This window comes from Rahnella sp. ChDrAdgB13, assembly GCF_017655185.1.
Taxonomy (GTDB): Bacteria; Pseudomonadota; Gammaproteobacteria; order Enterobacterales; family Enterobacteriaceae; genus Rahnella; species Rahnella contaminans.
In genome coordinates this window covers 23,292-49,758 of sequence record NZ_JAEMGT010000043.1, presented here as the reverse complement: position 1 = coordinate 49,758, position 26,467 = coordinate 23,292, and the positions used below count along the sequence as shown (strand labels likewise).

The 26,467-nt window shown below is 57.0% G+C and carries 23 protein-coding genes; 10 read left to right on the top strand and 13 right to left on the bottom strand.

All coding sequences use genetic code 11. The features are described from left to right. Positions 1 to 67: 67 nt before the first annotated feature. The 3 genes from malX to add all read left to right on the top strand — a co-directional run bounded on the left by malX (position 68) and on the right by add (position 4,066). Positions 68 to 1,681: a maltose/glucose-specific PTS transporter subunit IIBC gene (gene malX / locus J8X26_RS13730; protein ID WP_208951134.1), complete on the top strand. Its 1,614-nt coding sequence runs from the start codon at positions 68 to 70 to the stop codon at positions 1,679 to 1,681. Between the two features lie 61 nt (positions 1,682 to 1,742). Further along, a complete protein-coding gene (locus J8X26_RS13725) occupies positions 1,743 to 2,930 on the top strand; it encodes a MalY/PatB family protein (protein WP_208951133.1) in 1,188 nt (395 codons plus the stop codon). A 137-nt stretch (positions 2,931 to 3,067) separates the two neighbouring features. Further along, positions 3,068 to 4,066, top strand: a complete 999-nt coding sequence (gene add, locus J8X26_RS13720) for an adenosine deaminase (RefSeq protein ID WP_152326205.1) — start codon at positions 3,068 to 3,070, stop codon at positions 4,064 to 4,066. 77 nt (positions 4,067 to 4,143) lie between these two features. On the opposite strand, the gene J8X26_RS13715 is transcribed toward add, so the two are convergent. The 9 genes from J8X26_RS13715 to argH all read right to left on the bottom strand — a co-directional run bounded on the left by J8X26_RS13715 (position 4,144) and on the right by argH (position 13,459). Then, positions 4,144 to 5,154 carry a bile acid:sodium symporter family protein gene (locus J8X26_RS13715; protein ID WP_208951132.1) on the bottom strand — a complete coding sequence of 337 codons (1,011 nt, stop codon included), beginning with the start codon at positions 5,152 to 5,154 and terminating at the stop codon, positions 4,144 to 4,146. A gap of 51 nt (positions 5,155 to 5,205) precedes the next feature. After that, the gene (locus J8X26_RS13710) at positions 5,206 to 6,249 is read right to left on the bottom strand and encodes an oxidoreductase (RefSeq protein ID WP_152326203.1); all 1,044 of its coding nucleotides are present in this window, start codon (positions 6,247 to 6,249) and stop codon (positions 5,206 to 5,208) included. Positions 6,250 to 6,363: 114 nt separating this feature from the next. Next, positions 6,364 to 7,719, bottom strand: coding sequence for an MmgE/PrpD family protein (locus J8X26_RS13705; RefSeq protein ID WP_208951131.1), 1,356 nt, complete (start codon positions 7,717 to 7,719; stop codon positions 6,364 to 6,366). Further along, positions 7,712 to 8,614: a polysaccharide deacetylase gene (locus J8X26_RS13700; RefSeq protein WP_208951130.1), complete on the bottom strand. Its 903-nt coding sequence runs from the start codon at positions 8,612 to 8,614 to the stop codon at positions 7,712 to 7,714. The genes J8X26_RS13705 and J8X26_RS13700 overlap by 8 nt, the downstream gene beginning before the upstream one ends. Continuing rightward, positions 8,607 to 9,464, bottom strand: coding sequence for a polysaccharide deacetylase (locus tag J8X26_RS13695; protein ID WP_152326200.1), 858 nt, complete (start codon positions 9,462 to 9,464; stop codon positions 8,607 to 8,609). Before J8X26_RS13695 ends, J8X26_RS13700 begins: the two co-directional genes overlap by 8 nt. A 21-nt stretch (positions 9,465 to 9,485) precedes the next feature. Continuing rightward, positions 9,486 to 10,307, bottom strand: coding sequence for an ABC transporter substrate-binding protein (locus J8X26_RS13690; protein ID WP_165057496.1), 822 nt, complete (start codon positions 10,305 to 10,307; stop codon positions 9,486 to 9,488). Between the two features lie 38 nt (positions 10,308 to 10,345). Continuing rightward, the gene (locus J8X26_RS13685) at positions 10,346 to 11,110 is read right to left on the bottom strand and encodes an amino acid ABC transporter ATP-binding protein (protein WP_101079700.1); all 765 of its coding nucleotides are present in this window, start codon (positions 11,108 to 11,110) and stop codon (positions 10,346 to 10,348) included. Positions 11,111 to 11,121: 11 nt separating this feature from the next. Next, positions 11,122 to 11,994: an amino acid ABC transporter permease gene (locus tag J8X26_RS13680; protein ID WP_152326198.1), complete on the bottom strand. Its 873-nt coding sequence runs from the start codon at positions 11,992 to 11,994 to the stop codon at positions 11,122 to 11,124. Between the two features lie 37 nt (positions 11,995 to 12,031). Beyond that, the gene (gene argH, locus J8X26_RS13675; protein ID WP_208951129.1) at positions 12,032 to 13,459 is read right to left on the bottom strand and encodes an argininosuccinate lyase; all 1,428 of its coding nucleotides are present in this window, start codon (positions 13,457 to 13,459) and stop codon (positions 12,032 to 12,034) included. Between the two features lie 187 nt (positions 13,460 to 13,646). Between argH and J8X26_RS13670 the strand changes: the two genes are divergently transcribed. The 7 genes from J8X26_RS13670 (at position 13,647) to J8X26_RS13640 (ending at position 20,928) form a co-directional block, all read left to right on the top strand. Beyond that, positions 13,647 to 14,627, top strand: coding sequence for a LysR family transcriptional regulator (locus tag J8X26_RS13670; RefSeq protein ID WP_208951128.1), 981 nt, complete (start codon positions 13,647 to 13,649; stop codon positions 14,625 to 14,627). Positions 14,628 to 14,905: 278 nt separating this feature from the next. Beyond that, entirely contained in the window at positions 14,906 to 15,916 is a 1,011-nt protein-coding gene (locus J8X26_RS13665) for an ABC transporter substrate-binding protein (protein WP_165057492.1), read from the top strand. Beyond that, positions 15,913 to 16,722, top strand: a complete 810-nt coding sequence (locus tag J8X26_RS13660) for an ABC transporter permease (RefSeq protein ID WP_101079695.1) — start codon at positions 15,913 to 15,915, stop codon at positions 16,720 to 16,722. Before J8X26_RS13665 ends, J8X26_RS13660 begins: the two co-directional genes overlap by 4 nt. After that, positions 16,722 to 17,492, top strand: coding sequence for an ABC transporter ATP-binding protein (locus tag J8X26_RS13655; protein WP_101079694.1), 771 nt, complete (start codon positions 16,722 to 16,724; stop codon positions 17,490 to 17,492). Before J8X26_RS13660 ends, J8X26_RS13655 begins: the two co-directional genes overlap by 1 nt. A gap of 16 nt (positions 17,493 to 17,508) precedes the next feature. Then, positions 17,509 to 18,849 carry a histidinol dehydrogenase gene (gene hisD / locus J8X26_RS13650; RefSeq protein WP_152326192.1) on the top strand — a complete coding sequence of 447 codons (1,341 nt, stop codon included), beginning with the start codon at positions 17,509 to 17,511 and terminating at the stop codon, positions 18,847 to 18,849. A 2-nt stretch (positions 18,850 to 18,851) separates the two neighbouring features. Further along, positions 18,852 to 20,180, top strand: coding sequence for a hypothetical protein (locus J8X26_RS13645; protein WP_208951127.1), 1,329 nt, complete (start codon positions 18,852 to 18,854; stop codon positions 20,178 to 20,180). Continuing rightward, positions 20,173 to 20,928: an SDR family NAD(P)-dependent oxidoreductase gene (locus J8X26_RS13640; protein WP_208951126.1), complete on the top strand. Its 756-nt coding sequence runs from the start codon at positions 20,173 to 20,175 to the stop codon at positions 20,926 to 20,928. Before J8X26_RS13645 ends, J8X26_RS13640 begins: the two co-directional genes overlap by 8 nt. Before the next feature lie 180 nt (positions 20,929 to 21,108). Here the strand turns inward: J8X26_RS13640 and J8X26_RS13635 are convergent, their stop codons facing one another. From J8X26_RS13635 to hutU, 4 genes are all read right to left on the bottom strand, one after another. Beyond that, the gene (locus J8X26_RS13635; protein ID WP_152326189.1) at positions 21,109 to 22,194 is read right to left on the bottom strand and encodes an iron-containing alcohol dehydrogenase family protein; all 1,086 of its coding nucleotides are present in this window, start codon (positions 22,192 to 22,194) and stop codon (positions 21,109 to 21,111) included. An 81-nt stretch (positions 22,195 to 22,275) separates the two neighbouring features. Further along, a complete protein-coding gene (locus J8X26_RS13630; protein WP_208951125.1) occupies positions 22,276 to 23,424 on the bottom strand; it encodes an alpha-hydroxy acid oxidase in 1,149 nt (382 codons plus the stop codon). Beyond that, a complete protein-coding gene (hisC, locus tag J8X26_RS13625; RefSeq protein WP_208951124.1) occupies positions 23,421 to 24,575 on the bottom strand; it encodes a histidinol-phosphate transaminase in 1,155 nt (384 codons plus the stop codon). The genes J8X26_RS13630 and hisC overlap by 4 nt, the downstream gene beginning before the upstream one ends. Before the next feature lie 182 nt (positions 24,576 to 24,757). Beyond that, positions 24,758 to 26,440, bottom strand: a complete 1,683-nt coding sequence (hutU, locus tag J8X26_RS13620) for a urocanate hydratase (protein WP_208951123.1) — start codon at positions 26,438 to 26,440, stop codon at positions 24,758 to 24,760. Positions 26,441 to 26,467: the final 27 nt, after the last annotated feature.

Below are 26,467 nucleotides of genomic sequence, written 5' to 3'. Positions count from 1 at the left end.
TTGGTAAAACGTTTTATCTTAGCCGCCATTACCACACAGCCAACACCAAACCACTCAGGGAGCAGTCATGCCTGCAAATAAAAAACAAAAAGTCACACTTTGGGAATTCTTCCAAAGTCTTGGTAAAACCTTCATGTTGCCCGTCGCGTTGTTGTCATTTTGCGGCATCATGCTGGGCATCGGCAGCTCGTTAAGCAGCCACGATGTCGTTACATTGCTGCCTGCACTGGGCAATCCTGTTCTTCAGCTGATTTTCGTGTGGATGAGCAAAGTCGGCTCATTTGCATTCAGCTTCCTGCCGGTCATGTTCGCCATCGCTATCCCGCTGGGTATGGCGCGTGAGAACAAAGGCGTTGCCGCCTTCTCCGGTTTTGTCGGTTTTGCCGTGCTGAACCTGGCAATCAACTTCTACCTGACCGCCAACGGCACACTGCCAACGGTTGATCCGCTGGTTCTGAAAGCCAATAACATCCAGATGATCCTTGGTATCCAGTCTATCGACACCGGTATTCTGGGCGCCGTTATCGTGGGTATTATCGTGTACATGTTGCACGAGCGTTACAACACCATCCGCCTGCCGGATGCGCTGGCATTCTTCGGCGGTACGCGTTTTGTACCGATCGTCACCACCGTCGTGCTCGGTTTAGTCGGTTTGCTGATCCCGTTAATCTGGCCATTCTTCGCCGCCGGGATTAACGGTCTGGGCCGTCTGATTCAGGGTGCAGGTGTGTTCGGACCGATGATTTTCGGTTCCGGCGAACGTCTGCTGTTACCGTTCGGGCTGCACCACATTCTGGTGGCGCTGATCCGCTTCACCGAAGCCGGTGGCACAATGGACGTCTGTGGCCGCGAAGTCAGCGGAGCCCTGACCATCTTCCAGGCGCAACTTTCCTGCCCGACCACGCACGGTTTCTCTGAAAGCGCGACACAGTTCCTGTCGCAGGGCAAAATGCCTGCATTCCTCGGGGGGTTACCGGGTGCTGCGCTGGCGATGTACCACTGTGCGAAACCTGAAAACCGTCATAAAATTAAAGGTCTGCTGATTTCCGGTGTTGTCGTTTGTGTTGTCGGCGGAACCACTGAACCGATCGAATTCCTGTTCCTTTTCGTTGCGCCGGTTCTGTATGTGATTCACGCAATTCTGACCGGGCTTGGCTTCACCATTATGTCGGTACTGGGCGTGACCATCGGGAATACCGACGGTAACATCATCGATTTCGTGGTCTTCGGTATCCTGCACGGCACAGCCACAAAGTGGTATCTGGTGCCGGTGGTCGCAGCAATCTGGTTCGCGGCTTACTACGTAATCTTCCGCTTCTCTATCACGCGCTTTAATATCAAAACGCCGGGCCGTGAATCTGAAAGTACGCCAGCCGCCGCGGCCGTGCCGTCTTCCAGCAAATCCGGTTACAACGTGCCGGTGATCTTAAGCGCGCTGGGCGGTGCCGGTAACATCGTTTCACTCGATAACTGCATCACCCGCCTGCGTCTTTCCGTGGCGGATATGTCGCTGGTCGATGATGCGACGCTTAAAGCCAACCGTGCAATTGGTGTGGTTCATCTCAACGAACACAACCTGCAGGTGGTGATCGGCCCTCAGGTGCAGTCGGTGAAAGATGAGCTGGATTACCTCATCCGTGAAGCAGCCAATCAGCCCGCGCCCGAACCGGCGATGGTATAAACACTGAATCCACAGGGCGACTTCGTGTCGCCCTTTTCTGCTTTCTTCAGGGAGTGAAAAAATGTCCTCAGCTTCTTTTGATTTCTCTACCGTCGTTGATCGTCACGGAACCTGGTGTACTCAGTGGGATTACGTCGCCGACCGTTTTGGCCGTGATGATTTACTGCCATTTACCATTTCAGACATGGATTTCGCCACCGCGCCGTGCATTCTGGATGCGCTGCAAAAACGCCTGCAACACGGCGTGCTTGGCTACAGCCGCTGGCATCATGACGATTTTCTCGGTGCCGTTGAACACTGGTATCAGCAGCGTTTTAACAGCCAGATTGACCGCAACTGGGTGGTGTATGGCCCGTCGGTGATTTACATGGTGGCGCAGCTTATCCGCCAGTGGAGCCAGCCGGGTGATGGTGTGGTGACATTCACCCCGGCCTACGACGCGTTCTTTAAAGTGGTTGATGGTAATCAGCGCAACCTGCTGGCTTGCCCGCTGATTAAAAACGGCAACGACTGGTCGCTGGATGCCGAAAATCTGGAAAGCCTGCTGGCGCAGCCGGACTGTTCGCTGTTGTTGCTGTGCAGCCCGCACAATCCGACCGGCAAGGTCTGGACGCGCGAAGAACTGACGCGGATTGCAGCACTTTGCGAGCGCCACAGCGTGCGGGTGATCAGCGATGAAATCCACATGGATATGGTCTGGGGCGGGAACCCACATACGCCGTGGAATGAGGTGGCGCGCGGTGAATGGGCGCTGCTGACGTCCGGCTCGAAAAGCTTCAATATCCCAGCGCTGACCGGCGCGTACGGCTTTATCAGCCATAAAACGCCGCGTGATGCTTATCTGCATCAGCTGAAAGCCTGCGACGGTTTATCCTCTCCGGCGGTACTGGCGGTACATGCGCACGTCGCGGCGTATCACGCGGGCGAACCGTGGCTGGACGCGTTGCGCGCCTATTTGCAGGGAAATCTGCATTATGTGGCGGAACAGCTGAACGCCGCGTTCCCGCAGCTGAACTGGCAACCTCCGCAGTCAACGTATCTGGCGTGGATTGATTTGCGTGCGTTAAACATCGACGACAAGCTGCTGCAAAAAGAGCTGATCGAACATCAAAAAGTCGCGATCATGCCGGGTTATACCTACGGTGAAGAAGGCAACGGGTTCCTGCGGCTGAACGTCGGCTGCCCAAGGTCGAAGGTAGAAGCGGGTGTACAGGCTTTAATTCGCGCGATTAATACCCTGCTGCCGTAACGTTCAATAATTTTCCGTTTCGCTCCTTCCTTGTACAGAGGAAGGAGCTTTCTCCTGCCGTTGCGCAACAACGTTTTCTTATCCCCCGATCTGACGTTATAATGCCCCGCACATTTCAATAATAACGAGTGCACCCCATGATCGACACACGCCTTCCCCTGACCGACATTCACCGCCACCTTGATGGCAACATCCGCGCTCAAACGATTCTCGATTTAGGCCGTCAGTTTAACCTGACGCTGCCCGCCAATGAACTTGAAGCCCTGCGCCCGCATGTGCAGGTGATGCACGCAGAACCCGATCTGGTTAGCTTTTTGCAAAAACTGGACTGGGGCGTCAAAGTGCTGGGCGATCTCGACGCCTGCCGCCGTATTGCGAAAGAAAACGTTGAAGATGCGGCCAAAGCCGGTCTGCACTATACCGAACTGCGTTTCTCCCCTTACTACATGGCGATGAACCACAAACTGCCGGTCGCAGGCGTGGTGGAAGCCGTGATCGAAGGCATCCGTGAAGGCCAGAAAAATCACGACATCGATGTGCGTCTGATTGGTATTCTGAGCCGTACTTTCGGTGAAGATGCGTGTCTGCAAGAGCTGGAAGGTTTACTGGCGCACCGCGATGGCATTACCGCGCTGGATCTGGCCGGTGATGAACTCGGTTTCCCGGGCAGTCTGTTCCTCAGCCACTTTAACCGTGCGCGCGACGCAGGCTGGCGCATTACCGTTCACGCCGGTGAAGCCGCAGGCCCGGAAAGCATCTGGCAGGCAATTCGTGAACTGGGCGCTGAGCGTATCGGCCACGGCGTGAAAGCCGCGCAAGACCCGGCGCTGATGGATTTCCTGGCGAAGCACCAGATTGGGATTGAGTCCTGCCTGACGTCGAATATTCAGACCAGCACCGTCTCCTCGTTTGAACAACATCCGCTGGCGACCTTCCTGCGCCACGGCGTTCTGGCGTCAATCAATACCGACGATCCGGCCGTTCAGGGCATCGAAATTGCCAACGAATACAACGTTGCCGCGCCAGCCGCCGGTCTGACTCAGAATGAAATCCGCAAAGCGCAGGAAAATGGCCTGACAATGGCCTTCCTGACCGGCGCAGAAAAACAGGCGATTCGCGACAAAGTGTCTGCGTAACGTTTTCTGAAAACCGTTCCCTGAGCGCAAAAAAAAGGGCGGGATTCATTCCCGCCCTTTTCTTTTCAATCAATCCGTTATGCCGATTTGATTTCTTCTTTCACGGCCAGTTTAGCGGCTTCTTCACGTGCAACACGTTTCGCGTAACGCGACGCCAGAACCGCGCACACCATCAGCTGGATCTGATGGAAAATCATCAGAGGCAGCACCATCGCCCCCACCGCAGACGCCGGAAACAGCACGTTCGCCATCGGAATACCGTTCGCCAGACTCTTCTTCGAGCCACAGAAAACAATGGTGATTTCGTCCTTGGTATTGAAACCAAATAGCCGTGCCACAAACGTATTGATGATCAGCACAATGGTCAGCAGCACAATCGAACAACCCAGCACCGCCAGCAGTGACCAGCCATCAATCTGGTGCCAGATGCCTTCCACGACTGCCGCACTGAACGCCACGTACACCACCAGAAGAATCGACGAACGGTCTGTAATATTCACGATCTTCTTATGACGCTGCACCCAGCCGCCAATCAGAGGACGACACAAATGCCCGATGATAAACGGCACCATCAGTTGTAAAACAATCGAACCGATAGCGTGCAGCGTATCGCTGGTTCCGCCCTGCGTGTGCATCAGCAAACCCACCAGCACCGGCGACAAAAACACGCCGAGAATACTGGACGCCGACGCGCTGCAAATCGCCGCCGGGATATTCCCGCCCGCCACCGACGTATAGGCAATCGCCGACTGCACGGTAGCCGGCAGCGCACACAAATACAGAAAACCGTAATACAGCGTCGGTGTCAGAATACCGACCGGCACCAGCCATTTCATGCCCAGCCCCAGCAGCGGGAACAGCGCAAACGTGCTGAGGAAAACCATAACATGCAAACGCCAGTGGCCGATCCCCGCCATAATCGCCTCACGCGAGAGCTTCGCGCCGTGCATAAAAAACAGCAGCGCGATGGCAGCGGTGGTCAGATGTTCGAAAATCGTTTTATAGATCCCTTCACAAGGGAAAAACGACGCGACCACGACCACACAAATCAGAATCAGCAAAAATTTATCGATTTTTAACCAGGACATGAACCTTCCTTGCCAGTTGAACGAGTAAAAGAGAATCGGGTTAACGGCGGCTTATTTTTTTACTTTCAGCGTCGCCTGTTGTTCTGAAGATTGCATGCCCAGCTCAATCATTTCCATTACGCGGATAGCATCCGATGCCGGAACCGGATTTTCGCCGTTACCGTTAATTGCATCGCGCACACCCGCGTAATACGCAGGATAGTTCCCCGGAATGGTCAGCAACGATTTCTCTGCCAGCACACCCTCGTGGCTCAGCGTGATCACGCCGTCACGTTTGTCGTATCCCCAGTCTTCCTGCGGCAGACGTTCGCCCGCTTTCAGACGATCTTCCTGCGGATCCAGACCAAATTTCACATAGCTGCCGGTTTCGCCCTGCACGATAAAGCGGGCCGTTTCCGCCACGGCGTACACGGTGCTGTGCAACACCACGCGGCGGCGCGGATACGTCAGCACGGCATTGAAATAATCCACCGCTTTACCGCCCGGACGCAGCACGGCCAGGTCAGCCTGTAACGAATCCGGCGTACCAAACAATTGCAGCGCCTGATCCAGCAGATGTGAACCTAAGTCGTACCAGATGCCGCTGCCCTGCGCATCGCTTTCACGCCAGCGCTGTAGCACCTGCGGTTTGTAGCGATCGTAATGCGATTCGAAATACACGATCTCGCCCAGCGATCCCTCTTCGATCAGCGCTTTCACGGTCTGGAAATCAGAATCCCAGCGACGGTTGTGGAACACAGAAAGCACTTTGCCTTTTTCACGCGCCAGCGCGTCCAGCTCGCGGGCTTCTTCGAGTGTCACGGTGAACGGTTTATCGACAACAACGTGTTTACCGGCTTCCAGCGCCAGCTTCGCCAGCGGGAAATGCGTGGTGTTTGGCGTAGGAATCACCACCAGATCGATGGACGGATCGGCAAGAAGCTTCTCCGGGGAATCAACAACCGTGACATTTGGCCAGTCGGCATGGACTTTTGCGGCATCACTGCTCGACACCACAGCCAGCTCAAGGCCCGGCGTGCCGTCAATCAAAGGTGAATGGAAAGTTTTACTGGCGAAGCCATAGCCGATCAGGCCAACGCGGAGAGTCTGGGACATGGGATTTTCCTCTGTTTAACGGTCTTGCCCGTCAGGACGCTAATCACCTGATTTGACACCAGCTTACAGAACGGGACAAGTAAAAATTTGGTTCGGGCCAACAGGGCCCTGGGCTCACCGCCCAAACACCCCCTGCACATCAGGCAAATTCTCCATTTCCATCCCGCTGTTCCAAATCCTCTCCGCACCCGCCACCGAAATCATCCGGGTCGCCAGCGACACAAACTTCTCCTTAAGCTGCTCATCCGACACCGGATTCCCCGGTGCGCCCAGCGCGACATCCACTCGCAAGGTTTTTGATTCTCCGGTTCGGATGAAAACCGTCACATCCGGCTCACTGTCGGAACTCATCGTGGCATCTTCCGTCAGCACGATCCGGGCGATCATCGCCAGCAAATCCGGATCCTGCCGTTGCGCCGTACCGTAAGCGTCCAGCCCGGCGTGGCCGAAAACAACACGCGCCGCGATGGCGTAACGCAGGCTCATCTGTGCCGCCGCCAGCGTGGCGATTTCATTATCTCCGCACATTCCGTTGAGGAACGGGCACAAACGGACGACGATTTTTTCGATATCACCGGCGGTCGCGTGCATTTCCTCAAGCAAAATGCCCGTCGCGTCGATCGCGGAATGCGTACCACGGCACGAGGCGTAAGGCTTGATGGAACAACGCTCCAGCTTCCAGATTTCACCCAGACTGGCCGTCAGCATTTCGGGCATTGCACTTTGCGGTGCCAGCGTTGAGAGGAATCCGCCCCACTGATCTTCGAATAACTGCGCAGGCCCGCTGATGCCCTGCCGGGCGCTGAGCGCGGCGAGAACTCCGCCTTCTGCGGCGCGGCCTGCGTGCAGCTTTTTGCTCTGCGAACCGTCATGGATAAACGCCCACAGGCCACCGCTGAAACTGCCGGAAATGCCCAGTGCAGAGCTGATCTGCCCTGCACTCAGGCCGAGAATTTTCCCCGCGGCCGCTGCTGCGCCAAATACGCCGCAGGTTGACGTGGAATGCCAGCCCGCCCGGTTGTGCGGGGAATAGCCGCCACAGGCTTCCAGCACGCGGCGCGCCACGTCGTAACCCATAACGACTGCCGTGATAAACGCTTTGCCGCTGACCGGTTGCGGGCACAGCGGCAACACCGCCAGCACGGCGGGAATAACCACCGCGCCGGAATGATCGCAGCCGCCGGTGTCATCGAGTTCCAGCGCGTGCGCCGCCACGCCGTTGAGCAGCGCAGCGTTGCGCGCAGACGTCAGCTCGCGGTAGCCCCAGACCGGGGAAAGCGGCAATGCGCCTTCACCGAGGATCATCGCGGCCACGTCTTTTGCCACGTCGCTGGTCGCCCCCACCAGCCCCGCGCCAATCGTATCGAGAATATGCCGTTTGGTACGTTCCACCAGCCGTGGCGGCAAATCGTCGAAATGGGTATTCACCACAAATTCGCTCAGAATTTGCTGCTGCGAAAGCTTACTCATGGCTGACTCCCGGCGCGGTATGTTGCATCCAGATCTGCGCCGGATGGGACGCCTCGTTTTGCGGCTGATTCTGTGACCACCAGTCGGCCACCTCGCTGGCGCTGGCGACCCAGACATCCGGTTTTGACGTGATGTAGTCCAGCAGTTCAGCCAGCACGCCAATGCGTCCGGCGGTGCCGATCACTTCCGGATGCAGCCGCAGCACATAGCACAGGCCAAAACGGTAGAAACCGTCGAAATCCATCTTCATGTTGCCCAGCGTCTGGCTGTAGGACGCAATGCGTGACTGCGCCGGGGGCACCGCCGGGCTGAGGTTAAAGGCGAAATACGGCTCGTCTTCCATCTCATAATGCAGCGGCAGTTCCACCAGCCGCGACGGCAAGCCATCCTGCATGGGCTGGAAATACGGCAAATCATCGCCGCGCCAGCCGGAGGTCCAGCTGAAACCTTCATCCGTCAGCACATCCGCAAAACCCGGTGCCCAGTTTCCTGCGGGCAGACGAAAACCGCGCGGCACCTTGCCGGTCAGGGTTTTTAGCGCCGCTTTGCCCCGTTGCAGGCTGTCAGTTTGCTGCGCCAGCGTCAGCCCGTCGAAATGCGCAAATTCATAGCCACAGGTCGCCAGCTCGTGACCGGCGCGGTCGATTTCGCGGATTTTCTCCGGGTTTTCGTCCGCCACAATGCCCGGCACACACCAGGTGCTGCGCAGGCTTTTTTCATCCAGCAGCGCCAGCAAACGGTCGATGCCGCGCAGCGTGCCGTATCGCCAGACCGACAGCGTTTTTTCGCGGCCAGCCACGGCGGGAACCTGGCTGAGAATGCCGTGAATATCGTTGAAATCCACCGTAATAATCACCGCGCAGCGATAGCCCTGCGGCCAGTTTTGATTAGTCATTGTCATGCTCCTGCATCCACCAGTGCGCCACGTCGCGGCAGCGCGCAAACCACACGTCGTCACGCGCTTTCAGGTGGCTGAAAAATTGATCAAGCAGCATGATGCGTCCCGGTTTTCCGCTGATTTTCGGATGGAACAACGTCGTCAGGCTCAGCCCTTCATTCATCGCGCCGTCGTATTCACGACACCAGTTGTCGAGCGTCAGCGCGTAACTGGCGGTGCGATCCAGCCCCGACGGGAAATTCGGCTCGCGGGTGTAGGCCAGAGACGCGTAATCGTCCATTTCCCAGCGGCCGGGAATTTCCACCAGCGGCCGTTCATGGCCGGGCACGGTGATCAGATAGGGCCGGTCGTCGCCGCGCATACTGCTGGAATACGTCACGCCCGCGTCGAGCAGCATCGCCGGTGTTTCCTTGTGCCAGTCGCCTGACGGCGTGCGGAAACCTTCGGCGCGTATCCCTAAAACCTGCCAGAAAATCTCGCGGGACTTCTCCATCACCTGGCGCTGTTTTTCGGCGCTGATGGCGTAAAAAGACTCATGACGATAACCGTGATACGCCACTTCATGGCCGCGCTCGACAATCGCCTGACACTGTTTCGGCCAGTTTTCCACCACCCACGCGGGAATGAAAAACGTCGCCGGAAGCTGATGTTCACTGAGCAAATCGAGGATCCGCCCCAGCGCCCGGTAAGGGCCGTAAGCGCCGAAGGTAAAGTAATCCGCTTTCTGCCAGATTGTGCCGTTAAGCATCGCGTCGCCGGTCGGGCCGTCGAGATCAAACGCCAGCGCCATGCAGCCGCGTTTGCCTTCCGGCCATAGACTGGCCGTGTGTTGTGCTGAAATCGTCATGAGTCGGTCCGTTACCTGAGGTTATTTGCCTTTGTTGATGGTGACTTCCGAAATTGCACCGTCCTGCAGGCCCCATTTGGTGAGAATTTTCAGATACGTACCGTCGGCAATCATGCCGGTCAGGGCGCCTTTCACCGCGTCAATCAGCGGCTGATCGTCTTTGCTGATCCCCATGCCGGTGACCTGATACGCAAAGGCTTTGCCCAGCGGTTTATAGGTGTCTTTTTCCAGATTCATGATGTACGGCAGAGTTTCGCTGCCCTGCACCACACCTTCGATTCGCCCCTGACGCAGCTGGGTACGCGCATCCGCCGTGCCTTCCGCACCAATCACCACGATGGCCGGTTTGCCTGCCGGCACGCAGTTTGCTTCGCTCCATGCAGCGATTTCAGCCGGGAAAGTGGTGCGGCGGCTGGTACCGACTTTCTTGCCGCAGAGATCTGACAGGGTGTTGATTTCTTTGTGCGCGACGGTGGTGTAGAACTGCGGCCCGCTGTTGTAGTAATCCACAAACGTGGCGATATCCTGGCGAGGCTTGGTGTCAGTCATGCCGGAAAGGATCATGTCCACGCGATGCGTGGCGACGGCGTTCACCATCTGTTCGAAGCCGATTTCCTGCCAGCTGATTTTGCGGTTCAGGCGCTTGCCGAGTTCCATGCCCAGATCGTAATCCATGCCGGTCAGCTGGCCGGTGGCCGGATCTTTGAATTCCAGCGGCGGATAGTTCGGCATCATCGCCACTTTGATTTCGTCTTTTTGTTTCAGCTCAGCGGCGCTGGCGACAGGAACCGCACCCTGCAACAGAACAGCCGCAGTAATAAGGGACAACAGTGTTTTTTTCATGAAGGCATTCCCATAGTCAAAAGTTAACGGCAAAAGGGTCAAATGAGGACGGCAGAGATAAAGTTCTGCGTCCGCGGGTTTTGTGGATTAAGCAAAATGTCTTCCGGATTACCACTTTCTATAATTCCGCCCTCATCCATGAAGACCACGCGGTTAGCGACTTCCCGCGCGAAACCTAATTCATGCGTGACCACAATCATCGTCATCCCTTCAGCGGCCAGGCCGCGCATCACCGCCAGCACTTCGCCGACCATTTCCGGATCGAGCGCCGACGTCGGCTCATCAAACAGCATCACTTTGGGTTTCATGGCCAGCGCACGGGCAATCGCCACGCGCTGTTGCTGACCACCGGAAAGCTCCAGCGGATACGCATCGCGTTTATGCGCCAGCCCGACGCGTTCGAGCAGCGCCATGGCTTCCTGCGTCGCCTCTTTCACCGGCCGCAGCAGAACCTGACACGGCCCTTCGATAATGTTTTCCAGCGCCGTTTTGTCCGGGAACAGATTGAAACGCTGGAAAACCATGCCGGTTTTCAGCCGCTGGCGGGCAATCTGCCGGTCATTGAGCGGGTAAAGTTTTTTGCCGTCCATGCGGTAACCGACCAGTTCGTCATCCACCCAGACGCCGCCGCTGTCGATGCGCTCAAGCTGATTAATACAGCGCAGAAACGTACTTTTCCCCGAGCCCGATGGCCCGATGATGCACATCACTTCGCCGTGTTTAACTTCAAGATTGATGTTTTTCAGCGCCTGAAACTGGTCAAAGTACTTATTGACGTTGACGGCTTTGATAATACTTTTCATGGTCTGGCTCCTCAGTGGCTGGTGCGGCGGCGGGTGCCACGACCGAAATAGCGTTCCAGACGGTTCTGTCCGAGCGACAACACCGTCACCACCACGAGGTACCAGATACCGGCGACAAACAGCAGTTCCATCACCCGCGCATTGGCGAAGTAAATGGTCTGCGCGTTATAAAGCACTTCGGAATATTGGATCATGCTCGCCAGACTGGTGGTCTTCACCATGCTGATAAATTCGTTACCAATAGGCGGAATAATCACCCGCATGGCCTGCGGCAAAATGATCCGCCGCAGCGCATGCAGACGCGTCATGCCGATGGACTTCGCCGCCTCGTACTGCCCGAGATCGACCGAAATCAGCCCGGCGCGCACCACTTCCGAGGTGTACGCGCCCTGATTAATACTCAGCCCGAGCAGTGCGGCGGTGAATGGCGTCATGATGTCCACGGTCTGAATACTGAACAGGCCGGGAATGGAAATGGTCGGGAAAATCAGTGCCAGGTTAAACCACAGCAGCAGCTGTAAAATCAGCGGCGTACCGCGAAAAATCCACGTGTAGCCCATCGCCACACTGCGCAGCACCGGGTTTTGCGACATGCGCATCACTGCGATAATCACCCCGAATACAATCCCCAGCGCCATCGCCAGCACCGACATCACAATGGTGTTGCCCAGCCCGAACAAAATCGCTTTGGCGGTCAGAAACTGCGCCACGTACTGCCATTCGATTTTGCCGTGCGCAAAGGCGTTCACCAGCAAGGCCAGCAGCACCAGGATCGCGACCGAGGCAAAAATCCGGCCGTAATAACGCTGCGGCACATAGTGGTATTCGCTGAGATCGATATCAGCGGTTTTCACGTTTTCAGACGTCTTCTGATACAAAGTCATTCGCCGCTCCCCGCGAGGTGTAGAAGTTATGCAGACGTTATAAAGACAGGCCGGTGTAGGCCGTTGCCCAGGCCGACTGCCCGGCCAGACGCACTTTCAGCCGCTCAATCTGCTCGGCCACGCGCACCGGAGACGTACCGCCCCAGCCGCTGCGGGCATTCACCGCGGCTTCTAACGTCAGGCAATCGCGCACGTCAGCGCTCAGACGCGGATCCACGGCCAGCAGCTGTGCGTCGCTGAGTTCATGCAGCGCCAGATTGTGTTGCTCGCAAACCTGCACCAGCTGGCCGGTGATTTCGTGCGCTTCCTTAAACGGCACGCCGCGGCGGGAAAGCCAGTCCGCCACTTCGGTCGCCAGCGTGAAACCTTCCGGTGCCTGTTCGCGCAGCCGTTCAACGTTCACCTTCATGTTGTCGATCATTCCGGCCATTGCAGGCAGCACCAGCAACAGCTGGTCAACGGTGTCCATCGCGTTGCGTTTGTCTTCAATCAGATCGCGGTTATACGAAAGCGGCAGCCCTTTCATGGTGGTCAGCATCGCCGTCACGTTGCCAATCAGACGGCCACTTTTGCCCCGCGTCAGCTCGGCAATGTCGGGGTTTTTCTTCTGCGGCATGATGGAACTGCCGGTGGCGTAACCGTCGTCAAGCTCGACCCAGCGGAACTGGCGCGACGCCCACAGACAAACTTCTTCGCAAATGCGCGATAAGTTGACGCTCAGCATGCTGCCGGCAAACAGGAATTCAGCGACGTGGTCACGGCTGGCAACGGCGTCAATGGAGTTTTCACACGCGCCGTCGTAGCCCAGATCTTTAGCGGATAATTCCGGGTGCATCGCGATGGCAGAACCGGCCATCGCCGCCGCCCCGAGCGGAGAAAGTGCGCAGCGTTTATCCCAGTCACGCAAGCGTTCAACGTCGCGGTAAAACGACTGCGCATGCGCCATCAGCTGATGACCAAACACAATCGGCTGCGCCTGTTGCAGATGCGTAAAACCAGGCGCGAGGGTATGAATATGCTGTTCCGCCTGTTTGATCAGCGCGGTTTGTAATTCCAGCAGCGCAACCACGATTTTGCGGGTGTTATCGCGCAGGTACAGACGCAAATCGTTGGCGGTCTGGTCGTTACGGGACCGTCCGGCGCGCAGTTTGCCGCCAAGTGCGCCCAGCCGTTCGGTCAGGCTGCGTTCGATAAACGTATGCACATCTTCATCGCCCTGAACCGGCGTCACGGTTCCGGCGCGAAAATCGGCGGCCAGTTGCTCAATGGCCTCAACCATCTGACGGGTTTCATTCTCATCAAGTAAACCGGCGCGCTTTAATTCATAAGCGTGTGCGCGGCACCCTTCCAGATCATATTCAGCAAGTGAAAAATAATATTCCGGGCTGCGCGATAAGGCGCTTAACGCCGCGGCTGGCCCGTGTTTGAAGCGGGCTCCCCAAAGAAGTTCTGGCTGCTGGGACATGATCGTTTCCTTTTATGGCATAGATGTTGCAAACCTGAATCCAGCGTATTGTCTGACGGCGTTTAAATAAATTTCAGCCGACAGTATTTCGAATGACACTGAACAATCTGAGGCTTACAGCGTAATAACGAGTGAGGCTAAGTGAATTTGATGTTGTAGATTTTTAGAGCGGGGGTAAATATTTATTATGGAAAGTCCACTTTCCAAATCAGGAAACACATCACCCGCAAAAAGTGATATTAACCAGCACAGCCTTGGCGTCGCAGATTTAAAACTTTTGCGCGTCTTTAAAACCGTGGTAGAGGCCGGTGGATTTACCGCAGCCTGTAATGAACTGAATATTGGCCTGGCGGCAATCAGCAAACAAATATCGGATCTGGAGATCCGCTTTGGGATGAAACTTTGTACGCGCGGGCGTGAGGGGTTTTATTTAACCGAACACGGAAAAGTCGCGTATCAGGCGTGTCTGGATTTATTTTCTTCCATCAACCTCTTTCGCGACAAACTCAATCATGCGCGCCACGAACTGTTCGGAGAGCTGAACATCGGCATTATCGACAACACCATTACGGATCCGCAATCGCCCGTCGTCTGTGGCTTAAGCGAGGTTTACCGTCAGGCGCCAAAGGTGAACATCCGCCTGCACGCCACCCAGCTCGACGAGATCGAACGCGGCGTGATTGATGGCCGTTTTACCTGCGGCATCATGCCGGTCTATCAGGAAAAACCGGAATTTGATTACTTTTTCCTGTATCACGAAATGACCTATCTTTATTGCGGCGATAAACACCCGCTCTTCTCCGTTCCGGCTCAGGAAATTAAAGAATCACAAATCAAATCCTCGCAAATGGTGAATCACTTTTACGCCAATCACAGTAAGAAAAATATCTTCTCCGACGTCACGACGCCGCACGCCATCGCCGTACAGGTCGAAGCGGTCACCATGTTACTGATGACCGGTAATTATCTCGGTTTTTTACCGGAACATTATGCCAGTGCGTTCATGGACGGAAATAAACTCAAAGCGCTGATGCCGGACAATATTGAAATCGCCACTCCCTTCAGCCTGGTGGTTAAAAAAGGTTCCCCGTTTAATTCCGTGCTGAATTTATTCTTTAATGCTCTCAAACAGGCACTCATTCCCCGGCCTGAAGCGAAAGCCAGCTGATTCGATTAAGCGGGAATATTGCCGGCTCCGTCTTCTTATGCACCGGCGCAGAGCAATGAAAGTCATATTGTGGTGCAGGTTATCACTTTTAATTATAAATTCGTTTACCTCCTTCTCATTAATTATCCAAAAATGTATAACATCAATGCCCTGCCTGATTTCCTTCCGTGATTTCAACTATGGCGTAGTAATTGCTTTACTCACTTGTCTATACAGGGTTGCACATTAGGATTTCTATTAGCCGTCTTTCTCTCTTTCAACACCATGCGAGGATCACCATGTCACCGACTCAGACCTTAAACGCCTTAAAAAACAAAGTTGCGCTGGCCTGTTGCATTGGCGCGCTCACGACATTCAGCCTGAGTGCTGGCGCGGCAACGACAGCACCGGAAGCCGGTACCTTCAAAATGGGTATCGAACCCTGGCTGGGCTACGGGCAGTGGCACGTCGCACAAAGTCAGGGCATTTTTAAACAGCAGGGGCTGGAAAAGGTCGACATCATTAACTTCGCCGAAGACAAAGACATCAACGCCGCGTTAGCCAGCGGGCAGATTGACGGCGCAAACATCGCCACACACACCGCCATGGCAATGGTTTCCGCCGGATTGCCGGTGAAAGTCGTCCTGCTGCTCGATCAGAGCGAAACCGCCGACGCCCTGCTGGTCGGCAAAGATATCGCCACGCTGAAAGACCTGAAAGGTAAACAGGTGGCGTTTGAAGAAGGCACCACCAGCGACATTCTGCTGCACAGCGCCGTCAACTCGGCCGGGCTGAAATGGAGTGATATCACGCCGGTGCCGATGCCTGCCGATTCCGCAGGCAGCGCGCTGATTGCCAAACGCGTCACCGCCGCCGTGACTTACGAGCCGTACATTTCTGCCGCCAGAAAACAGGATCCGTCGCTGAAAATGCTCTACAGCGGCTCTTCCGATCCGGGCCTGATCGGCGACGTTCTGGTGGTTCGCGATTCCGTATTGAAAGAAAAACCGGGCCAGATTGCCGCGCTGATTAAAAGCTGGGACGCCGCCCTGACCCATTATCAGGCCAATACCACCGCCGACCGCGCCCTGATCGCCAAAGCCGTGGGGGCCACACCGGCGGACCTGGAATCAGCGTTTGACGGCGTGAAATACTATTCGCTGGCCGAAAACAAACAGGTGCTCAGCCATTCGTTCTCCGACCAGACGTTTGCGCATGTGCTGAAAGCCGCCACCGCCGCCGGGCTGATCCCAAAACCGGTGACCGCCGCGCAGGTGATTGATGCCAGCTTTGTGAACAGCCTGCCATGAGTTCGCGCCGTAAACCGCTCAACCTGATGGTGATTGGCCGCCTGCCCTCGCGCAAATTGTTCGTCGGCATCGCCGTGGCGCTGTTCGTTGTCCTGTTTCTGGCCTGGGGGCTGGCGACCCGCAGCGGCGCCATTCCGCCGATTTTTCTGCCAAAACTCACCGATGTGTGGCTGAAAATGGTTTCACTGGCGCAGGACGGCACGCTGTGGAGTGACGTTAAAAGCAGCCTCTACCGCATCAGTATTGCATTCGCCATTTCCTCGGTGATGTCGATTGTGATTGGCGTGCTGGCAGGCTGCTACGGTTTTTTCAAAGCCCTGACCGAACCGCTGGTGGATTTCATTCGTTACATGCCGGTGGTGGCGTTCGTGCCGCTGACCATTTTATGGACCGGTACAGACGACGTGCAGAAATTCCTGATTATCTGGATCGGTACCTTCTTCCAGCAGGTGTTAATGGTCATCGACGCCGTGAAACGCGTACCGGGTGATTTCGTCGGTTTAGGCCGCACGCTCGGCATGCCGGATCGCAAAATTCTCTTCCGCATCGTTTTACCGGGCGCGCTGCCGGGCATCTGGGACGCACTGCGCATCAGCCTCGGCTGGGCGTGGACGTGGCTGGTGCTGGCCGAACTGGTGGCCTCCACCTCCGGGCTGGGTTACCGCATCGTCGTTTCCCAGCGCTTCTTCCAGACCGACACCATCATCGGTTACATCCTGCTGCTGGGGATTTTGGGGTTAATCAGCGACCAGATTATGCGTGCCGCCGAGCGCGTACTGTTCCGCTACAACAAGAGGCGTGCTTAATGTCGGTTTTAACCATTTCTCATTTGCACAAAAGTTTCCAGGTCGGAAAACAGACGCGCGAAGTTCTGCACGACATCAGCCTGACGCTGGCGGACAACGAATTTGTCTCGGTCGTCGGCACGTCGGGCTGCGGCAAAAGCACCCTGCTGTCCATCGCGGCAGGCCTTGAGGATTACGACAGCGGCGACGTGCAGGTTGACGGGCAAACCATACGCGGCGCGGGCATCGACCGTGGCGTGGTGTTTCAGTCCTATACTTTATTACCGTGGCTGACGGCGCGGCAGAACATCGAATTTGCGCTCAAAGCCGCCGGGTTCAGCCGGGCAGAATGCCGCGAAAAAGCCGATCAGCATCTCGAACTGGTTCAGCTGACGGCGTTTGCCGATGCCTGGCCGTCCGAGCTTTCCGGCGGTATGAAACAACGCGTGGCGATTGCGCGCGCGTTGTCCTATCGTCCGAAAATATTGCTGATGGATGAACCTTTCGGCGCGCTCGACGCCATGACGCGCCACCAGATGCAGGAACTGCTCACCGGTATCTGGGAGCAACACCGGCTGACGGTGATGTTCGTCACCCACGATATAGAGGAAGCGGTTTATCTTTCCGACCGCATCGTGGTGATGGGACCGGGCACCATTCAGGCAACGTTTGATGTGCCGTTGCCGCGCCCGCGCCGCGAAGAACTGACCGCCAGCCCTGAATTCACTGACCTGCAACGTCAGGTTCTCCACACTATCCGCAGCGGCCACACCCGCGCCGCGCTGGCCTGATCACCGGAGATTTACCATGTCTGCACCTTTTCAATCTGTGACTTTTCATGACCTGAGCGATTCGACTGACCTGCCACCGGCATTATTCCAGCGCACCGAAGCGGATTTATCCTTTTTCATTGAGCGTGTGGCACCGATTATCGACGCCGTGCGCACCGATGGCGACGCCGCCCTGCAACGCTTTGCCCGCGATTTCGACGCGGTCACCGCGCCGGAAATGAGCATCATGGCGGAAGATTCTGAGTTCGCCACGGCGTTTGAACGCCTTGATCCACAGGTCATCGAATCCATCCGTTTCTCGGTGGAAAACATTCGCGCATTCCACGAAGCGCAGAAACCCGAAGACATGTGGATGAAAGAAATCCGCCCCGGCGCATTTGCCGGTGACCGCCATGTGCCAATTGACTCCGTCGCCTGCTACGTGCCGCGCGGCAAAGGCTCGTTCCCCAGCGTCTTTCTGATGACCACGATCCCGGCGGTGGTGGCTGGCGTCAAACGCGCCATTGTCATCACCCCGCCGGGGCCGGACGGCAAAGTGGACGACGCCACGCTGGTCGCCGCAAGGCTGGTGGGCATCACCGAAGTGTATAAATGCGGCGGCGCACAGGGCGTGGCGGCCGTGGCATTCGGCACTGAAACCGTGCCGAAATGCCTGAAAATCGTCGGACCGGGCAGCCCGTGGGTCGTGGCGGCAAAACGCCAGTTATCAAACCTTATCGATCCCGGGATTCCCGCCGGGCCCAGCGAAAGCTTAATTCTGGCCGATGACAGCGTGGACGGTGCGCTGGCAGCCTTAGATCTCATCATCGAGTCCGAACACGGGCCGGACTCCTCGGCTTATCTGGTAACAAACAGCCGCCGCGTGGCCGAAGAAGCCATTGCCGCCTTGCCCGGCTACTGGGCGCAAATCGGTGAAAAGCGCGCCGGTTTCTCGCAGGCGGTTCTATGCGGAACGCACGGCGGCGTGGTGCTGACGCCAGATTTCGACACTGCCGTTGAGTTTGTAAACCAGTACGCGCCGGAACATCTGGAAATCCTTGCCGAAGAACCGATGGCCGTAATGGGCAAAATCCGCAACGCCGGAGAAATCTTGCTCGGCAACTACACGCCTATCACATTGGGGAATTTTGTGCTCGGCCCGAACGCTGTCCTGCCGACCAACGGTGCAGCGAAAACCGTCGGCCCGCTCTCAGTTTTCGATTACATGAAACGCATTTCAGTCGGCTACGTGACCCGCGAAGGCTACGCACCGCTGGCTGAAAAAGCACACGCGTTCGCACTGTACGAGGGCTTCCCCGGCCACGCGCTGGCGGTATCGGCATTACGCACTGAGATCCTCAACAAAAAAGGCCAATAACGATGAGCAATTTGACGGGCAGTGAACCGCTGGCCGCGCAGGCGCGTCAGTTAGTCCACGCGGGAGAGTGGCAAAAAGCGGCGGATGCGCTGCGACAGCTGATTGGCGAAGTCACCGGCGTGAAGGCCGGTCAGCTGACCATCAACCGTGACCAGTACAGCCTGAATTCCCTCAACGGTACGGTGACGCTCGACGATGGCCGCGCCCTGTTCTTCAAATATCACAATGAAGAAGGCGAAGATAAAACCATCGAAGAGTATTACAACGCTGAATTGCTGCGTGAAAGCGGCTTTCGGGTCGATGTGCCGGTGTATGCCTGCGGCGAACCGGGGCGGCAGATTCTGATGTATACCCTGCGCCACGACCGGCGTATGGCAGATGTCTGCCGGGATATCGAACAGCAACAGGCATGGGATCAGGAAGCTGAAATCGAAGAAGCCCAGCGCCGCGCTGACCGCGATATCCTGACAAATACGCTACCGACGCTGAAAGCCGGTTCGGTGGACGGCGTTTCCGCAGAACCCATCCATCAGCTGTTCCATCACCGGCTGGTTTCCCCGGACAACCCGGAGATCCCCGCCGGTTTCGGTGGCCGCGTCGCGCGTTTTTACGTCGGCAAAACCTTCCAGCTCGAAGACGAGCAACTGGAATGGCAAACGCTGAGTAACCTGCGCTGGGTCATCAACGGCGTCGCGTATGAACACAGCCTGCGGCAATTATTCGCCGAAGCGGGAACGCGTCTCGCGCCCGCCGCACTGGCCGACCACGGCGTCATCACAGCACACGGCGACGCGCACAACGCTAACGTCTGGTACGACACGTCGGAAGAAATTCCGCAACTGGTGAGTTTCGACCCCGCTTTCGCCGGGCGCAACATTCCGGCGCTGCTGGCGGAAATCAAAGCCACCTTCCACAACATTTTTGCGCATCCGCTGTGGTTGTACGAACCCGCACGCTGCGGCGAACTGTACAAAGTCACGGTGATGCGCCGTGGCGATACGCTGTTTGTGGATCACAACTGGCAGCTGACGCCGCTGCGCGCCGCCTTCCTGCGCGACAAAGGCGAGGAATACTGGCAGCCGTTGCTCGCCCAACTCGCCCGCCGTGGCTGGTTGCCGCCGCACTGGCAGCGGATTTTCCGCCTCGCCATGTTCTGCTGCCCGACGCTGGTTCTGGATCTCCGCGCAGGCGGTTTCAGCGGGCATATCCCCACCAGCTCCGCCCTCGGTCTGGCGATGTCCGTCATGCTGGGCAGCCAGCCGGTGGAAGATCTCGACGAATTCAGCCAATGGCTGGCCGGGATCAGCCCGGCGGAGAAAGCGAATGACTGACCCGTTCTCGCTGCAAGGCAAACGGGTGCTGATCACCGGCAGCTCACGCGGCATCGGTAAAGCGCTGGCGATAGGCATGGCAAAAGCCGGTGCCAGCGTGATCGTCAGCGGGCGTGACAACGTCACGATAAACGCTGTCTGCGGGGAAATCCGTCAACTTGGCGCGGAGGCCTTTCCGCTGGTGCTCGACGTCACGCAACCCGCCACCTTCGACGCCGCGCTGGCCAGGCTGCCCGCTCCGCCTGACGTGCTGGTCAACAACGCCGGAACCGAACACCTTTGCCCGTCACTGGACGTTGACGAAGCGCTCTGGGACACCATTCTCACCACCAACCTCAAAGGCGCATTTTTCTGCGCACAAGCCGCCGCACGGCTGATGGCCGAAAATGGCGGCGGCAGTATTCTCAACCTCTGCTCGATCACCAGCCAGGTCGGCGTTCCGGGTGCCGCAGCATACGGTGCATCGAAATCCGCTATGGCTGGTCTGACCCGCACGCTGGCGACGGAATGGGCCGTAAAAAATATCCGCGTTAACGGCATCGGTCCGGGATATTTCAAAACCGATCTGACGGCAGAGTTTTACGAAAACGCCGACTGGTGCCAGCAAATGCAGGGGAAAATCCCGCTCGGGCGTTTCGGAGAACTCGACGACCTCACCGGCGCGGCAGTATTTTTAAGCAGTGACGCCGCACGCTATATCACCGGACAGGTGTTATATGTGGATGGGGGATATCTGGCGGGGATCTGATGTCAGACCGGACATCTGGCGGTTTTTCACTTGCAGTAATCGCTCAGGTCAAGACCTTGGGGCTTTAAGGTCAAGACCTTGGGTTGTACCCAAGGTCTTGATTTTGAATTTGAAATTAAATTTAAAACCCTTCAGGTCGCTACCCCAAAACTCGCAGGCTTGGGCTGCAAGCCCAAAAGATCAAATCAGATCTGCCATTGCCTCTACCCGCGAAATCGCCTCATACAATCCCCCTGCCGTCACATGCCCCGGCATATTCTCCATATCCGGTGCGTGCAGCGATGCCTTCACGATGCTGTCGAGTTCTTCGGCGTTCAGTTCGGCGATTTCACTCAGACGCAGCGGCACGGCGCAGGCGTGGGCGAGTCTGATGGCTTCCATCAGCTCTTCGTCGCTGCGGTTTTCCAGCGCCAGCAGGCAGAGATTACCGAAGCCGACCAGCAAGCCGTGGCCAAATTCACGCGTTTTATCGCAAACAGTGAAGCCTTCGTAAATGGCGTGGGAGGCGGCGGCGTGGGCCCCGCTGCTCATCAGCGAGGTCAGACCGGCAAACATGAAAATGGCGTCCAGCACCTGATCCAGTTCGGCGTTTGGTTTACCCGCGCGCACCGCGTCGCAGGCTGCCGGGCCACAGGATTCAATCAGGTCATAACAAATCCGGCTGTTGGCGCTTGAAGATCGCGCCACGCCGCTTAACTGGCCGTGATGGCTGCTGATGGCGCGGAATTCGTACCATTTTGCCAGCGTATCGCCCAGCCCCGCAGCGAGCCAGCGCAACGGCGCGGCCGCCAGAATGTCGCTGTCGATAATGACCGCCGCCGGGGCCTGTGGCAGCGGGAATAAATCGCGAAAATGCCCGTCATCGTGATAACGGATAGTCAGCGGCGTCACGGCAGCGCAGGTCGCGGCGATGGTAGGAATGGTCACGACCGGCACGTTGGTTTCCACGCCAACGGCCTTGCAGGTATCGAGAGATTTCCCGCCGCCTACGCCAATCACGATGTCGGCCTTTTTGTCTTTCACTACTTTCGCCAGACGCGTGATATTGCCTTCGCTGCTTTCACCGCCAAACCATTCGCTGCCCACCAGTTCCACCGCACAGCCTTCAAGCTGATGACGAATTTTATCTCCTGCCGCCATCAGGGCCTGATGCCCGCCAATCACCAGCGCGCGTTTACCGAGCAACGCACAAATATCGCCAAGCTGAGAAATAACGCCGGGGCCGCGCAGAATTTGCGCCGGGAAGATAATGTTCTGTGCCTGCATAACTGCTTCTCCGTGATGCTTGTGTTTGACTGATTCAGGTTAAAAATTCTGAGGATGTTTACTGTTTTTACTTTGTGCAAATTAACGCTCAGGGCGCAGCAAATGCGGCCCCAGCTGATTCACCGACGTACAACCAAGCTGCGCCAGCGTGCGGTCTACTTCCTGCAAGATAATCTCCAGCGCACGTTGCGCGCCCGCTTCGCCCGCCGCCGCCACGCCGTAGAGCATCGGGCGGCCAAGCAATACGGCATTCGCGCCCAGCGCCAGCGCTTTCACCACGTCGGTACCACGACGAAAACCGCTGTCGATAAGAATAGTGGCATCCGCGCCGCACAACTGGCGAATTTCCGGCAGGACTTCCATCGCGCTGACCGAACCATCGAGCTGACGGCCGCCGTGATTGGACAGCACAATGCCGTCTGCGCCCGCGTCCAGCGCCCGTTGCGCATCGGCCGGTGCCAGAATGCCTTTAATCAGCAACGCGCCCTGCCACTGGCTGCGGATCCAGGCAAACGTTTCCCAGTTCAGGCGGGTATCCATCTGCTCAGAGAAATAGCTCGCCCCACCCGCGCCACGCTGTTTATCCGCAGGCACGTAAGGTTTTAAATTGCCAAAACCGGGCATACCCGCCGGTTTTAGCGTCCGCCACACCCAGCCGGGATGCAGCGCGACATCCACCAGGCTCGGCAACGAAAGCTTCATTGGCCGCCGGTAGTTGCGTTTGTCTTTTTCGCGATTACCGAAATGGACGGCATCGACGGACACCACCAGCGTGGTGCATCCGGCAGCTTTCGCCCGCTCCAGCAGGCCGGTTGTCACCGCGCGGTCTTTTAATACGTACAGCTGAAACCAGTGCTGCGGCAGGTTTTCCGCCGCGATTTCTTCAATCGATGCTGTGGACACCGTGCTCTGGATATACCCGATCCCGGCGCGTCTGGCGGTACGGGCCAGCATGGCGTCTGCGCCAAAACGCAGCATGCCGTTGTAACCGGTCGGTGCAATCAGCAGCGGCGCAGAGAGCGTCTGCCCGCAGAGCGTGACAGATAAATCGCGCTGGCTGGAATCCGTCAGTACCGGCGGAATAAAGCGCCAGCGGGCAAAAACCTCACGGTTATCTTTCAGCGTTTGTTCATCATCCGCCCCGCCTTCCACATAGCTGAAAGCGAAACGCGGCAACGCGCGCCGGGCCTGACGGCGCAATTCTTCAATGTTTAACGCAGCACGCTTCACGCGGCTTCCTCCGCCAGAATGTGTTTCAGGCTTTCCATAAACTGCCGGTTATCCTGCTCGTTACCGACTGACACGCGGATCCAGTTTTCATAGCCGGTTTCGCGCCACGGCTTAATAATTACGCCAAAGGTAAGCAATCGCTGTGCCAGTTCCGCGCTCGGCTGGCCGCAATCAAAGAACAGGAAATTGGCGTGCGACGGCGCAACGGTAAAGCCCAGAGCCATCAGCTCTGCGGCCATTTTTTCACGCTGCGCGGTGACCAGCGCAATGCTGTCACGCACGTGCTGTTTATCCTGCAAAGCCGCAACGGCGGCAGTTTGTGCCGAGCGGTTAATGTTAAACGGCGTCCGGACACGGTCGAGCAGATTCACCAGTTCAGAATGGCTGGCTAAACCATAGCCAATGCGCAAACCGGCCAGCCCGTAAGCTTTGGAGAAGGTACGCAACACAATCCACGGACGCGGCTGCTCAGCCAGAACGCGCAGGCTGTCTGGATAATCAGGCTCGTTTTCGCAATATTCAAAATAAGCTTCGTCAATCACCAGAATGCAATTCTGCGGGGCGGCATCGATAATTCGGGCGAATCCTTCGCGACCCAGCATGCAGCCCACCGGGTTCGACGGATTGCTGAAAATCACCATTTTTGCAGGTGTGGAAAGCGCCCGCTCCCAGGCCTCAATATCGAACTGCTGCTGCGCGCTGACGCCCACCAGCGTGACCTCAGCCCCCATCATGCGCGGGAAAATTTCATGCAAACCAAAAGACGGGATCAGCGTGACGACGCGGTCGCCAGGGTTCAGAAAGGCCAGCGCCAGCATGTGTAAAATGTCTTCAGAACCGTTGCCGGCCACAATGTTTTCCGCGTTGACGCCCGTTTCTTCCGCCAGCACCGCACGCAATGCCGCACTAGATGCATCAGAATAAATCGCGCTGAAACGGGCATCAGCTTCAAGCGCCGCAATCACTTTCGGGCTGGCCCCCAGAGGGTTTTCATTACTCGCCAGTTTGGCGATACGGGCTGCGCCATATTTTTGCTGTACAGCGTCGGCTGAAAGCCCGGCGTTATACACGCCCAGCGCCCGTGATGCGGGCCTTGCCAGATTTTTCAGGCACTCTTTTGCTGCATCAAAAGCTGTCGGATCTGAAGCCATCTTTTACCTCGTGCTGTGAAGATTCTGTTCCCGAGTATGCCGGAAGTCCGCGCGGTTTTACGCCACTTTTTAACGCATTTTCAGATTATTTTAGAAACAAAAACGGGCAGCGACCTGCGCCACTGCCCGCTGATTTTGTTCAATTTAATTGCCGCTGTATTCATCACTTACCCTAACGGGCTTCATAGCATCGGCAGGTTCAGGTCATTGCGTTCCGCACAGGCTTTAGCCTGCTCATAACCGGCATCAGCATGACGCATCACGCCGGTTGCCGGGTCATTCCACAGAACGCGCGAAAGGCGTGCATCGGCCTCTTTAGTGCCGTCCGCCACAATGACCATGCCCGCATGTTGCGAGAAGCCCATGCCGACGCCGCCGCCGTGGTGCAGGCTGACCCAGGTTGCGCCGCCCGCAGTGTTGAGTAACGCATTGAGCAGCGGCCAGTCGGAAACCGCGTCGGAGCCGTCTTTCATGGCTTCGGTTTCACGGTTTGGCGAGGCCACAGAACCGGTATCCAGATGGTCACGACCAATGACAACCGGCGCTTTCAGCTCACCGTTGCGCACCATCTCATTGAACGCCAGCCCGGCAATATGACGCTCGCCCAGACCGAGCCAGCAGATACGCGCCGGTAAACCCTGGAAGGCGATGCGCTCGCGTGCCATGTCCAGCCAGTTGATCAGGTTGGCGTTATCCGGGAACAGCTCCTTGAGTTTGGCATCCGTTTTATAGATATCTTCCGGGTCACCGGAAAGCGCTACCCAGCGGAACGGGCCTTTGCCCTCGCAGAACAGCGGACGGATATACGCAGGGACAAAGCCCGGAAAATCAAAGGCATTGGTCACGCCTTCGTCTTTCGCCACCTGACGGATATTGTTGCCATAATCCACGGTCGGAATGCCCATTGCGTGGAAATCCAGCATCGCCTGAACGTGTTTTGCCATCGAGGCTTTTGCGGCCTTCACCACAGATTGCGGATCCGATTTACGCGCTTCCTGCCATTTTTCCAGGCTCCAGCCTTCCGGCAGATAACCGTTCAGCGGGTCATGCGCCGAGGTCTGATCGGTGACGATATCCGGGCGCAAACCGCCTTCTTTCGCACGCGCAACCAGCTGCGGCATCAGTTCCGCGGCGTTGCCCAGCAGGCCGACGGAAATGGCTTTTTTCTCCGCGCAGGCTTTTTCAATCATCGCCAGCGCTTCATCAATGCTGTGCGCCTTGTAATCGACATAACGGGTGCGCAGACGGAAATCGATACGCGATTCCTGGCATTCAATCGCCAGCACGCACGCCCCGGCCAGAACGCCCGCCAGCGGTTGTGCGCCGCCCATACCGCCCAGACCGGCGGTTAAAATCCACTTGCCGCGCAGGTCGCTGTTGTAGTGCTGACGCCCCGCTTCGGCGAACGTTTCGTAAGTGCCCTGAACAATGCCCTGCGCACCAATGTAAATCCACGAACCGGCGGTCATCTGGCCGTACATCATCAGCCCGGCTTTATCCAGCTCATGGAAATGCTCCCAGTTTGCCCAGTGTGGCACGATATTGGAGTTGGCAATCAGCACGCGCGGCGCATCGGTATGGGTACGGAATACGCCGACCGGTTTGCCGGATTGAACGAGCAGCGTTTCGTCTTCACGCAGCTGGCGCAGGCTTTCCAGAATGCTTTCAAACGCGGGCCAGTTACGCGCCGCTTTACCAATCCCGCCGTAAACCACCAGATCTTCCGGGCGCTCAGCGACATCCGGATCAAGGTTGTTTTGGATCATGCGGTACGCGGCTTCAATCAGCCAGTTCTGGCAGCTCAGTTCAGTCCCGTGCGGCGCACGAACAACGCGGGCTACAGCCGTTTTTTGTGGAGCGTTCATCGTCGGTTCCTTCTCTCAAATAGGGTG